We start from the raw sequence: 12,260 nt of genomic DNA, 5'->3' as shown, positions 1-12,260 counted from the left end.
GCCCGGATATCTCACTTATACCGCAATTAGAACGTCTCGATGGCAACTGGGGAGCTATCTATGGAAAGCATGCAATTTATTAATTTTTTGGCGCGTTGGGGGCATGTGCTGTTCGGCATAACCTGGATCGGCCTGCTCTACTACTTTAATTTTATCCAGGGTGGTTATTTCAAAAAGGCCACCCCGGAGGCGCTGGCGGACGCCAAGGCCAAGCTGGCGCCAGAAGCGCTGTGGTGGTTCCGCTGGGGCGCCATGTTCACCTTTATCACCGGTTTGATCCTGCTGGTAGGCCTGGCCAAGCAACAACTCATCAACACCTACATCACCGCTGGTGCGATTATGGGCACCCTGATGTTCCTCAATGTCTGGTTGATTATCTGGCCCAACCAGAAGATCGCCCTGGGGCTGGCTGATGGTGATGGCCCATCTGCGGCGGCCAAGGCGCTGCTGGCGTCGCGCACCAATGTCCTGTTTTCCGGCCCCATGGTGTTCTTTATGCTGGCCGGTCCGCACTTTGTCAATGGCGGTGGCTACGGCAATAAGGGCATCACCACCGGTTTGCTGGTGGTGCTGGCAATTGTCGCCGCGCTCGAGGCCAATGCCCTGGTTGGCAAGCAGGGCCCCATGACCACCGTCAAGGGCGTGATTCACTGCAGCCTGGGCTTGACCGCCGTTTTGGCAGCCCTGCTTGTCTATTTGTAAAAGGCTTACCTGTAAAAGGTTTACCTGCAGATGACGCACCTGTGACAGCTTGCCTGTAATTCCGGCTCGCTGTTGCAGTAGAATAAAAACCGGGCGCTAAAGCCCGGTTTTTGCTGTCTACATGTTAATTATTGTTTGGCTTTGATATAAAACACCACACTGAATTGCTTTACCGGACACTCTTATGACCAATAACCGCAAGGAACCGACCTTCTCCGCCACGCCGCAGGATGATCTGCCGCCGGAGCGGCCGTCGGCCTCCAAGCCTTCCGGCGCCACGGCCAAAACCGCCGCCGGCGGAACGCAGAAAGCGCGACCAGCGCCAGTATCCGGCGCCCCGGTGGCGAAATCGTCGCCGCTGGTGCCGCTGGCGTTGTTGCTGGCGCTGACCGGGCTGGGTTTGGCCGGCTTCACCTACTTGCAGTTGTCCAAGTCGCAGCAACAGGTGAGCTTGGCGGAAAAACGCATCGCTCACCTGGAGAGCCGTCTGCAGCTGTCGGACAGTGAATCTACCCAGTCGGTGGCAGCATTGCAGGCAAATCTGCGCGAGGCGAAAGAGAGCCTGGAGCTGGCCCACGTTGAAATTCGCAAGCTGTGGGATACCCGCAACGTCAATAAAAAGGCGATTGCCGATAACAGCGAGCAGTTGGAGTCCGTCGCCAAGACCGCGAAGGCTGCCTCCACCGCCGCATTAGCGGCGCAGAAGCAGGTCCAGGAGCAGATGCAAAACTGGAAGGCGCTGAGCAGCGAAGTCTCCCTGCAAGTGGAGCAGTTGCGAGTAATTTCCGACCTGAGCCAGAATCAGCAAAAACGGCTGCGGGAGCTGGTGGATTCATCCACCCGACTGGAGTCGCAGTTTGCCTCGTTAAAAAGTGATGTGTTGGGCCGGCTCAAGACCAACGAGGAGGCCATTCAATCCATCGATAATTATCGCCGCATTGTGAATCGCGATATCCTGCAAATCAAAGAACAGTTGTCGCCGAGCAGGCCATAACTTGCTCTCGTTCACCCGCTGAGCCTGGCCGCTGCCGTTTGCTCGGCTGCGGTTGCTAATCCGGCTAGCCAGTCAGGCCAGCCGGCTCAGTTCAGGCTGGCGCGGGCCGACTTTACGCGCAGGTAATACGCGCCGGGAATACCCTCAGTTAAAAAGTTACGCCCCGGCAAGATGTCACACCGTCGTACAGTGGTGCTCCGGCTCCAGGGTGTCCGGGCTTTGGCCCAATTCACTGGCGAGGTTGCGCACAGCGTTCTCCAGGTCGTGCAGTCGCCCGCGCAGGCGGGCCGACTCGCTGGCCCGGGCCTTGCTCAGCAGTCTGGACGTCAGGTTCCACTCTGCCAGGGCTTCTTCCAATAATTTCTTCTGCGGCCCCGAACCTTTGCAATTTTGGCATGACACCGAGTGTGACATCGGCTGCTGGCTAATGTGCAGCTGCATGCTCTCGCAAAAGGGGCAGGGCTCTAGCATAGTCGCCATGGTGGTCTCCATTGAGGCGCTGGGGAATGGGCGAAACAGGTTCGCACCGGGGAATATAATTTCACAGGGGGGTGGCGCTGGCTTGCAAAGACAAGCTGGTTGGAAAACAAACAAAGATGGTCAGTAAACAGGCGAAGCTGGTTGGTAATTAAACGAAGTTGGTTGAAAAGCAAACAGGTGTGGTGGATAAATAAACGGAGCTGATTGGAAAATAAACAAGGGTGATTGATAAATAAACAGGGCTGGATTTTTCGGGGGGAGACTGTGCCCCGCCGAAGCGGACTTCGGTTGCAGCACGATAATTTGGCGGTTGCTGGACAGGAAGTCATTCCTCAGCAAATACCTCTATTATTATTAGGCAGCTTTCAGTCTAAACCTATATGCCCGGAAAGCAACCCCGGCGTGGATTCGGGACCGGACAAACCGTCGCGGCTGGTGTAAAATTGGTCCCTTAACTTGCCTGTGACGAAGAGAAATATTGACCATGACTACGGTAATCCGCCAAGACGACCTGATCGCGAGTGTCACCGATGCTCTGCAGTTTATCTCCTACTACCACCCCAAAGATTTTATCGATGCGGTGCATGAAGCTTACCAGCGCGAAGCTAACCCAGCTGCGAAGGACGCCATGGCCCAGATCCTGATCAACTCGCGCATGTGTGCCGAAGGTCACCGCCCCATTTGCCAGGACACCGGTATCGTCAGTGTATTCCTGAAAATCGGTATGGATGTGCAGTGGGACGCAGACATGAGCCTGGAGGACATGGTCAATGAAGGCGTGCGTCGCGCTTACAATCACCCCGACAATGTACTGCGTGCATCGGTCCTGTCCGATCCGGACGGCGCGCGTAAAAATACCGGCGATAATACCCCCGCCATGATCACCTACAAGGTAGTGCCGGGCAATACCGTCGACGTACATGTCGCAGCCAAAGGTGGCGGCAGTGAGGCGAAAAGCAAATTCGCCATGCTCAACCCCTCCGACTCGGTAGTCGATTGGGTGCTGCAAGTGGTGCCCACCATGGGCGCCGGTTGGTGCCCGCCGGGCATGCTCGGTATCGGTATTGGCGGCACCGCCGACAAAGCCATGGCCATGGCCAAGGAAGCCCTGCTCGACCCCATCGATATTCACGAACTGGAAAAGCGCGGTGCGCAAACCCGCGCTGAAGAGCTGCGCCTGGAGTTGATGGACAAGGTCAACAGGTTGGGCATCGGCGCCCAGGGGCTCGGCGGTCTCACCACCGTGCTCGACGTCAAGGTCAAGGATTGCCCCACTCACGCCGCCAACAAGCCGGTGGCCATTATTCCCAATTGCGCCGCCACCCGGCACACCCATTTTGTCCTCGACGGCAGCGGTCCCTCTTTCCAGACCCCGCCGAAACTGGAAGACTGGCCGGAAATTACCTGGGAAGTGGGCGCCGCCCGCCGTGTCAACCTGGATACACTGACCAAGGCCGATATCGCCGAGTGGCAGCCGGGTGAGACCGTATTGCTGTCGGGCAAGTTGCTGACCGGTCGCGACGCCGCCCACAAGCGTATGGTGGATATGATCGCCAAGGGTGAAGAGCTGCCCGTGGACTTTACCAATCGCATGATTTACTACGTCGGCCCGGTGGATCCGGTGGGCAATGAAGTGGTTGGCCCGGCCGGCCCCACTACTGCCACTCGCATGGACAAGTTCACTCGCACCATGCTGGAAAAAACCGGTTTGATCGGCATGGTCGGCAAGGCCGAGCGCGGTCCCCTCGCCATTGAGGCGATCAAGGACAACAAGGCGGTCTACCTGATGGCTGTCGGCGGCTCTGCCTACCTGGTGTCCAAGGCCATCAAGGCATCGAAAGTGGTGGGCTTTGCTGACCTGGGTATGGAGGCCATCTACGAGTTCACCATCGAGGATATGCCGGTGACCGTGGCCGTTGACGTCAATGGTGAATCCGTACACCAGACCGGCCCGAAAATCTGGAAGGCCAAAATCGAAGAGGGCGTGCTGGAAGTCCAGTAACGGTCACACGTCCCCGCAATTGGCCAGCCTGAGTTTATCCAGGCTGGCGCGGGCGGTTGTTGTAGTTGTTGCTAAATCAACAGCAGCCCAAGCCAGCCATGCGCGTTCCGGCCCTTGTACATGTGAAGTGTAAGGCCTGACCCCATTGGTTTCATTGGTTTAACCGCGGGAGTACGATTATGACAAATCTGGCTGGTGAATCCTGTTCTGCCTGCAAGCCCGGCGCACCCACAGTGCCGGGGGCGGAGCGGCAACAATTGCTGCAGCAACTGCCCGACTGGCGCATTGTCGCCTGTGACGATGTTGAGCAACTGCAGAAAACCTACAGCTTCAAGAACTTTGACGACGCGCTGGATTTTGCCAATGCCATTGGTGAATTGGCGGAGGGCGCCAACCACCACCCGGCGATCCTGATTGAATGGGGCAAGGCCACGGTCAAGTGGTGGACCCACGCCATCGGCGGCTTGCATCGCAATGACTTTATCATGGCGGCAAAAACTGACTTCCTGCACAATAAATAGTAAATGCCCCGTGAGATTCAGGGCAGCAAAGATGTTGTCCGTCCTATTATTCTGCCCAGGACCTGACCTTTGCAAGAGCTGGCCCAAGGCTATTACCTGGCAAATTTCAGCGCCGTGACCCACCGGGTCGCCGAGGTCTACGCCGATCTGCTGAGCCCACAAGAGCTGCAATACTACCGGGAGTTCCATCGCCTGCAGCAACCGGCCCAATACCTGTATGTGCGCATGTTGATGCGCAAGGGCAGCCTGTTCCGGGCCAGTAAATTGCGCTACGCAGAAATCCCGTCGCGCTCGGATGCCAGCCGCGAACTGCAAGACAAGGGGTTTATCGCCATCGATCCGGCGCTGCCGGTGAGTGACTGGCTGCCGCTGTTCAACAAGTCCGAGAGTCTGCAGTGGCTGGCCCAGGCCGGGGTAGAGACAGAGACCCTGCGCGCGTTAAAGGCGAGCAAGCGGGCAGCACTGGATCAGTTCGCCGCGGCTCACTTTGCCCAACCCGAAGTTTACCAAAACAGCGATAGCGACCAGGAGACCGGGACCCCGGCCGATTCGGCTGCCGTGCCGGCGCCGCCGGAAACCTGCTACCAGCTGCTGGACCCGGAGGCGTTTGAAGTTTTTAAGCTGCTCTATTTTGGCAACCCGCGCCAGGACCTGACAGACTTTATCCTGCGGGACCTGGCCATTACCCGCTTCGAGCAATACAGCCTGGCCCGGTCGGAGCGGCTGTTTGAACAGCGACGCCAGATCGACCAGCAATTGGCCTTTTATCGCCTCACCGCCGAGCTGGAGACAATCCTCCAGGCCGACGCCGCCACTATTTTGCAGTTTCACCAACATCTGCCCCAGCCGGCGGCGGATGACGCGCGCCTGCAGCGCCGGGTGCAGCGGGTCACTTTGCAACTGGCGCGGCAACTGGAACGCTTGCAGTGTCCCCAGCAGGCGCTGCAACTTTACCGGGGCTGCCCCCAAGCGCCGAGTCGGGAGCGCCAGGTACGCATATTGACGGCAGAGGGAGATGTTGATGCGGCCCTGCAACTGTGCGGCGATATAGTCGCCAGCCCGCAAACTGATGAGGAGCTGGAGTTTGCCCAGGCTTTTGCCCATCGCACCGCGAAAAAACACCGCCTCCCACTCGAAGCCTGGCCCGGGCTGGACTGCTACCAGCCGCCGCAGCGCACCCTGGAATTGCCACGCCCCAGCTTAGAGGTGGAGGGCGAGCGGGTCGAACGCCTCGCCGCAGCCTGGTACGGCCGGGACGGCGAATGCTATTACGTAGAAAATGCCCTGTTCCTGACGCTGTTTGCGCTGGTTTTCTGGGACGTGATCTACGCCCCGGTGGCGGGCGGTTTCAGTCACCCGTTTCAGTACCGGCCCCACGACCTCTACGATGAGGACTTCCTCGCCCGCCGCCGGCACTGGTATGAGCAGGCCCAGCAAACATTCGCCGCTGAGCACTGCCCTGATGGCCTGGTGCAGAGCGGGCCGCTGCTGGAGCGTTACGCCGCCAAGCAGGGGGTGGCCAATAACCTGGTGTTTTGGCAGGCGACGTCGCCCGAGTTACTGGAGCTTACCCTGCAGCGAGTACCGGCCGCGGACCTGGAAAAAATCTGCGCCCGTCTCTGGCAAGACCTGCAGCACAACCGCAATGGCTTGCCGGACCTGATCCATTTTCCCGCCGCCGATGGCTATCGCCTGGTCGAGGTCAAGGCCCCCGGCGACCGCCTGCAGAAAAACCAGCGCCGCTGGATGGCCTGGTTTGCACGCCAGCAGATTCCCCACGAGGTGGTGCAGATTGACTGGTGCTGAGCCGCTGCAACTGAAACTGTCGGTGCGTGAACTGGTGGAGTTCAGCGCCCGCGAGGGCGACCTGTTCAATGAAGCGCCGGCGGGGCCGACGGCGCTGGCCGGCTTGCGCGGGCACCAGAAACTCCAGGCCCGGCGCGACCCGGACTGGCTGGCGGAATACAAGGTGAGCAGCAGCCTGCGGCTGGACAATTGCGAGGTGACCCTGGGCGGGCGCATCGACCTGTTCAACCCCAGGCACAGCCCGGCCCAGGTGGAGGAAATTAAAACCACCCTGTGCCGACCGCAGCACCTGGCCGACAACCAGCGCCAACTGCACTGGGCCCAGGCCAAGGTCTACGGCTACCTGGCCTGCTTGCAATTGGCCGACGTGCACCTGGCCGACTTGAACCTGACCGATGGGGGCGCCGGCGAAAGCGAACAACAAATTTTACTGCGCGTCAGTTGGTACGACCTGCTCAGTGACACGGTCAGCAGTGAGGAGCGACTGGTGTCAATGCCAGAGCTGGAGCAATACACCCGCGACCTGCTGCGCCTGTACATCGACTGGTACCGGCAAGTGCAACAGCAGCGCCAGCAACTGGCCGCCAGTGCCCGCCAGCTGGATTTTCCCTTCGCCAGCTACCGGCCGCAACAGCAGCAATTGGCGCGCTTTGTTTATCGCTGTATGCGCGACAAGGACAACCTGCTGCTGGAGGCGCCCACCGGCAGCGGCAAAACCATGAGCGTGCTGTTCCCGGCAGTGAAAGCACTGGGGGAAGATTTACTGGAGCAGGTGGTCTACCTCACCGCCAAGGGCTCCTGCCAGCAGGGGGCCGAAGCGGCGCTGCAACAGTTGAGCGCGGCGGGTTTGCAAACCAGTTACCTGCGCCTGCAGGCGAAACAGAAAACCTGTCCCTGCCAGCAGCCCGGCAACAGTTGCCTCGATCAGGAGGGGCGCTGCAGCCGCACCCTGGGTTTCTACGATCGCCTGCCGGAAGCCCGGCGCCAGTGTTTGCAGCGGGGTTTTCTCGACCCCTCGCAACTGGCCGCGATCGCCGCCGAGTTTGAGCTCTGCCCCTTTGCCCTGGGGCTGGAAATGTTGCCCTGGTGCAGCCTGGTCGTCTGCGACTACAACTACGCCTTCGACCCGCTGGTCAAGCTGGCGCACTTCGAGCAGGGCGGCGCGCGCCGCGCACTGCTGGTGGACGAGGTGCACAACCTGCCGGACCGGGCCCGGGCCATGTATTCCGCCACACTGTCGGCGGCCCAGTGCAAGCGTATGGCAGCGCGACTGGAGCGGCATACAGGCCTGCAGGGAGCGGCCCGGCAGGCGCGCAAGCTGGGGCGGGCACTCAATGCCCTGGGTAGTAAAACGGTGGTGCCGGACGCGCCCCCCAAGACGGTGCTCAAGGCGCTGGAAGAGTTGATCCTGGCCTTGCAGGATGCCCGCCAGGAGCCACCCGCCAGCGGCTCGCTGTCCTCGTTGCCAGCGTCGGCCGACGACGAGCAGCGATCCTTGCTAATGCCCGCCGCAAGCGAGCAAGTGTCGCGCTCCGGCCAGCAATTCCCGCATGTGCCATCGTCGCCGGTGGACGTACAGCCGTCCCTTCTGGACGAACAGCCCGCTCTTGCTGGCGAACAGCCCAGCCCCCTCGACAGTGCCGCCGATGCCCAGTGGTCCACCGAGCTGGCGGACTGGAGCAAGCAGCTGTATCGCTACGCCAGGGTAGCGGAGCTGTTTTCCAGCGAACACCGCCACCTGGTGCAAGTGCTAGCCACCGACAAGTTCAAGGACACCGAATCGCAATTGCTGTGTCTCGACGCCCGCAATTTCCTGGCGGCCATTTGCGCCCGGGCGCGCAGTGTCAGCGCCTTTTCCGCCACCCTGCAACCGCTGGCGTTCTATGCCGATCAACTGGGCCTGGAGCAGGAGCAGCAGCTGCAGTTGCCGTCGAGCTTTGCGCCGCAAAACCAGCTGCTGCTGATCGCCGACTACATCGACACCCGCTGGCACTACCGGCAGCAATCGGTGGCGCCACTGGTGCAGTTGATCGCCGCTACCAGCGGCGCCAAAGCCGGCAACTACCTGGTGTTTTTCCCCTCCTACCAGTATTTGCAAACGGTGCAGGAGGCCTTTGCCGCGCGCTACCCGGAGGTCTTGCTGGTAGTGCAGGGGGCCGCCGCCAGTGAAGCGGCGCGGCAGGAATTCGTGCAGGCGTTTATGGCTGACGACAGGCCCAAGGTGGGCTTTGCTGTGCTCGGTGGCATCTACGCCGAAGCGGTGGACTACGCCGGCGAAGCCCTCAGTGGTGCCATAGTGGTGAGCCCAGGCTTGCCGCAACCCGGCGCGGCGCAAAAGCTGTTGCAGCAGTATTACGACCAGCGCGGCTTGAACGGCTTCGGGTACGCCTTCCAGTTCCCGGGCTTCAGCCGGGTGCAGCAGGCGGCCGGGCGGGTGATCCGCTCCGCCAGCGATCGCGGCGTGGTTATCCTGGTGGACCCGCGCTATCGCCAGCCTCGCTACCAGCGCTTGTTCCCGGCCCACTGGCAACCCGTGCCGGGCAGTAACCTGGTGTTGCTAGAGCAAGCGCTGGCCGACTTCTGGAAGGCGGAATAAGAGCGAGTGCCTGTCCAGAAGCTCGTTTTTTCGAGTTTCTTCACGGCGGGGACCCAGTGCTGAACGCCTTAGGCTTGCCGAGGCTTCCAAAGTCATCCCCGCGCAGGCGGGGATCCAGTCAGCGCGGGAACTCTGGGCTTATCGGCGCACTGCACCGCCGCCTGATTCGCCCAAATAAACCCGGCTTTGCCGGTGACAGGAATTGACGCGGATGGCTAAGCGACTACCGGCCACCCGTTGGCAGGCAACGAATTCCAGCTCTTTCCAGGCGCAAGGCAAAGGCCGGCATATCACGACTGGAGAATCGACTTGTAGGTGTCGCGCAAAACGTTCTTCTGCACCTTGCCCATGGTATTGCGCGGCAATTCGTCCACAAACACTACTCGCTTTGGCACTTTAAAGCTGGCCGCCTGCGCCTTCACCGCACTGATGATGCTGTCCTCTGCCAGAGTTTGCCCGGGCAGCGGTACCACTACGGCCACCACCGCCTCGCCGAAGTCGGCGTGCGGCGCACCGATCACGGCGGATTCCTTAACGCCGGGCAGGTCGTCGATCAACAGCTCGACCTCCTTGGGGTAGACATTGAGGCCCCCGCTGATCACCAGGTCCTTGGCCCGCCCGACGATGGTGACATAGCCATCGTCATCGATTAAGCCCTTGTCGCCGGTATTAAAGAAGCCGTCGGCGGTAAAATCTTCGGCGGTTTTTTGCGGCAGCTTCCAATAGCCCTTGAATACGTTGCGACCTTTTACCTGCAGGTTGCCAATCTCGCCGGCCGCGAGTGGCTGGTCATTGGCATCGGCCACCCGTATCTCAACCCCGGGCAGCGGCGGCCCCACGGTGCCCGGTTTGCGCTCGCCGTGCAGGGGGTTTGAGGTGTTCATATTGGTTTCGGTCATGCCGTAGCGCTCCAGAATGCGGTGGCCGCTGCGCTCCGCAAAGGCGGTAAAGGTCTCCTGCAGCAGGGGGGCAGAGCCGGACACAAACAACCGCACATTGGCGCAGGCGTCGGCCGTAAAACGCTCGGACGCGAGCAGCCGCGTGTAGTAGGTCGGCACTCCCATCATCACCGTACATTCGCGCAGGTAGTCGATCGCCCGGTCGGTATTGAAGCCGGGCAGCCAGCGCATACTGGCGCCACTGAGTAGCGCGCAGTGGGTAGCGACGAAAAGCCCGTGCACGTGAAAGACAGGCAGTGCGTGCAAGAGGCGGTCTGCACTGCTGAAGCCCCAGGCCTGCACCAGGGTCTCTGCACTCACCAGCAGATTCTGGTGGGTCAGCATAATGCCCTTGGGTACACCGGTGGTCCCGGAAGAGTAGAGCAGCGCCGCCAGGTCATCGGCTGCCCTGGGCACGTCGCTGAAATTGGCGGCACTGGCCCGGGATTGCTCCATCAATGAGCCGGACTCATCGGCGTCCAGTGTCAGCAGGTGCTTGACCCCGGCGGCGTCAGCCAGGGGTTGCAGCTGGTCCTGCCTGGCGCTGTCGCACACCAGCAGGGTCGGCTCGGCATTGCCGAGAAAATATTCCAGTTCACTCGATTGGTAGGCGGTATTGAGCGGGTGGAACACGAAGCCGGCGCGCAGGCAGGCGAGGTAGAGCCACAGTGCCGCGGGGGATTTTTCCACCTGCACCGAAACGCGATCACCCGGCGCCACCCCGAGGTCAGTCATAAAGCGAGCCAACCGTGCCGATTCCGCGTCGGCATCGCCATAGGTGTAGCGCTGCTGCTGGTCAGTAATCAGCAGCACTTCTGCGGCGCGGGAGGTCATTTGCTGGTGAATCTGGCGGAAGAAATTTGCGTCGTTTGATGTCATTTACTCACTCTCTTGCGGTAGGCCTCTTTGTTTAAGCCTCGCTATTCTAGCAACTATTCCTCCGCTATAACCGAATTAGACAGTACGCCCACATTTTCCACTTCGACTTCGGCGACATCACCGGCTTGCATAAATACCGGTGGCTTGCGCGGATAGCCGACCCCCGCCGGTGTGCCCATGGCGATACAGTCGCCGGGCTGCAGGGTCATGCATTCGGTGATCTCCACCAGGGTGGTTACCACATCGAACACCATGTCCCGGGTATTGGCGTCCTGCATGACTCGGCCGTTGAGACGGGTCTGGATTTTCAGGCCCTGCGCGCCCGGCGGCAATTCATCGGCGGTGACGATCCAGGGGCCAAAGCCGCCGGTTTGGTCGAAGTTTTTGCCCAGTGTCCACTGGCTGCTCCAGCGCTGGTAGGTGCGCATGGAACCGTCATTAAACAGCGAATAGCCCCACACATGATCCAGGGCATTGTCGCGGGTTAAATATTTGGCCTGCTTGCCAACAATCAGCATCAACTCCCCTTCGTAGTCGAATTTTTTATTGACCCTGGGCAGTAGCAGCGGCTGGCGGTGGGCGGCCAGGCTTTGGACGGTGCGCATAAAGATAGTGGGGTGATCGGGAATGACATTATTGCCCTCCTTGGCATGGTCCACGTAATTCAACCCCAGGCACAGTATCTTGTCTGGATCGGCAATCGGCAGCGCCCAGTCGAGGGCGTCCATATCAAGTACCGCGCCCTGGTAGTTGCCCAGGGCGGCGGCAATCTTTGCAAGAGTTTCAGTTCCGGCGCTGATCAGGGCCTTCATATCACCGGGCAAGTTGGTGTCCAGTGCAGCCACCGGCACCACATGGCCATCGCGTTCAACACCCAGCTTGATAGCACCGCCCTGCTTATACTGCATAAATTTCACTATACTTCCCCGCTTATTTTCTCAGACAGAACTGGTGGTCTATGATCTGGGTTTTGCCCCGCTCGGTAGCTTCATAGACCGGCTCGTGAACCAGGCTCGAGCGTACACCAGCCACCGCATCCGTGTCGATGTGCTCGCAATCGCTGAAAAACAGCTCGGTGGTGATGGGCTCATAACCCTCGGCGCTGGCGATAATATGAAAGTGTGCGCTGCGCCAGGGGCTGCCATGGATTCGGGTGTTGCCACTCGTCCGCTTGCGGATCTGGAGGCCTACAATTTCTCCCGGTTCATTTTTTCACGTAAATCGTGAGCCATTTTTTCATGCAATTCAGCAAGATATTATGAACGCGCCACCCACAGGTGCAGCTGTCTTACTGGTTTGGTATCTTTGTCGGATATTGACATTATTCGACAGTAGTACTAGA

The 12,260-nt window shown here is 60.1% G+C and carries 10 protein-coding genes; 6 read left to right on the top strand and 4 right to left on the bottom strand.

Annotated features, from left to right (window positions below; genetic code table 11):
- The first annotated feature begins 60 nt into the window (after positions 1-60).
- Both G8764_RS12285 and G8764_RS12280 read left to right on the top strand, forming a co-directional pair.
- Positions 61-702, top strand: coding sequence for a urate hydroxylase PuuD (locus G8764_RS12285; RefSeq protein ID WP_207951853.1), 642 nt, complete (start codon positions 61-63; stop codon positions 700-702).
- Positions 703-886: 184 nt separating this feature from the next.
- Entirely contained in the window at positions 887-1,696 is an 810-nt protein-coding gene (locus tag G8764_RS12280) for a hypothetical protein (protein ID WP_166164929.1), read from the top strand.
- A 174-nt stretch (positions 1,697-1,870) separates the two neighbouring features.
- Here G8764_RS12280 and G8764_RS12275 read toward each other — a convergent pair whose 3' ends face one another.
- Entirely contained in the window at positions 1,871-2,176 is a 306-nt protein-coding gene (locus tag G8764_RS12275) for a Lar family restriction alleviation protein (RefSeq protein WP_166164928.1), read from the bottom strand.
- 484 nt (positions 2,177-2,660) lie between these two features.
- Here G8764_RS12275 and G8764_RS12270 point away from each other — a divergent pair, with 484 nt between their 5' ends.
- From G8764_RS12270 to G8764_RS12255, 4 genes are all read left to right on the top strand, one after another.
- Entirely contained in the window at positions 2,661-4,178 is a 1,518-nt protein-coding gene (locus G8764_RS12270) for a fumarate hydratase (RefSeq protein ID WP_166164927.1), read from the top strand.
- A 179-nt stretch (positions 4,179-4,357) separates the two neighbouring features.
- Entirely contained in the window at positions 4,358-4,699 is a 342-nt protein-coding gene (locus G8764_RS12265; protein ID WP_166164926.1) for a 4a-hydroxytetrahydrobiopterin dehydratase, read from the top strand.
- Positions 4,700-4,768: 69 nt separating this feature from the next.
- Positions 4,769-6,505, top strand: a complete 1,737-nt coding sequence (locus G8764_RS12260; RefSeq protein ID WP_166164925.1) for a VRR-NUC domain-containing protein — start codon at positions 4,769-4,771, stop codon at positions 6,503-6,505.
- The gene (locus G8764_RS12255; RefSeq protein WP_166164924.1) at positions 6,492-9,101 is read left to right on the top strand and encodes an ATP-dependent DNA helicase; all 2,610 of its coding nucleotides are present in this window, start codon (positions 6,492-6,494) and stop codon (positions 9,099-9,101) included. The genes G8764_RS12260 and G8764_RS12255 overlap by 14 nt, the downstream gene beginning before the upstream one ends.
- A 290-nt stretch (positions 9,102-9,391) precedes the next feature.
- Here G8764_RS12255 and G8764_RS12250 read toward each other — a convergent pair whose 3' ends face one another.
- Genes G8764_RS12250 through G8764_RS23060 form a run of 3 tightly spaced genes read right to left on the bottom strand, consistent with a single transcriptional unit; the run spans position 9,392 to position 12,028 of the window.
- Positions 9,392-10,918 carry a malonate--CoA ligase gene (locus G8764_RS12250; RefSeq protein WP_166164923.1) on the bottom strand — a complete coding sequence of 509 codons (1,527 nt, stop codon included), beginning with the start codon at positions 10,916-10,918 and terminating at the stop codon, positions 9,392-9,394.
- A 53-nt stretch (positions 10,919-10,971) separates the two neighbouring features.
- Entirely contained in the window at positions 10,972-11,826 is an 855-nt protein-coding gene (locus tag G8764_RS12245) for a fumarylacetoacetate hydrolase family protein (RefSeq protein WP_207951852.1), read from the bottom strand.
- Positions 11,827-11,848: 22 nt separating this feature from the next.
- Positions 11,849-12,028, bottom strand: coding sequence for a peptidase associated/transthyretin-like domain-containing protein (locus G8764_RS23060; protein WP_425049210.1), 180 nt, complete (start codon positions 12,026-12,028; stop codon positions 11,849-11,851).
- Between the last annotated feature and the right edge of the window lie 232 nt (positions 12,029-12,260).

This window comes from Pseudomaricurvus alcaniphilus (assembly GCF_011440395.1).
GTDB classification, from domain to species: Bacteria; Pseudomonadota; Gammaproteobacteria; order Pseudomonadales; family Cellvibrionaceae; genus Pseudomaricurvus; species Pseudomaricurvus alcaniphilus.
This window is presented reverse-complemented; position numbering and strand designations above follow the sequence as displayed.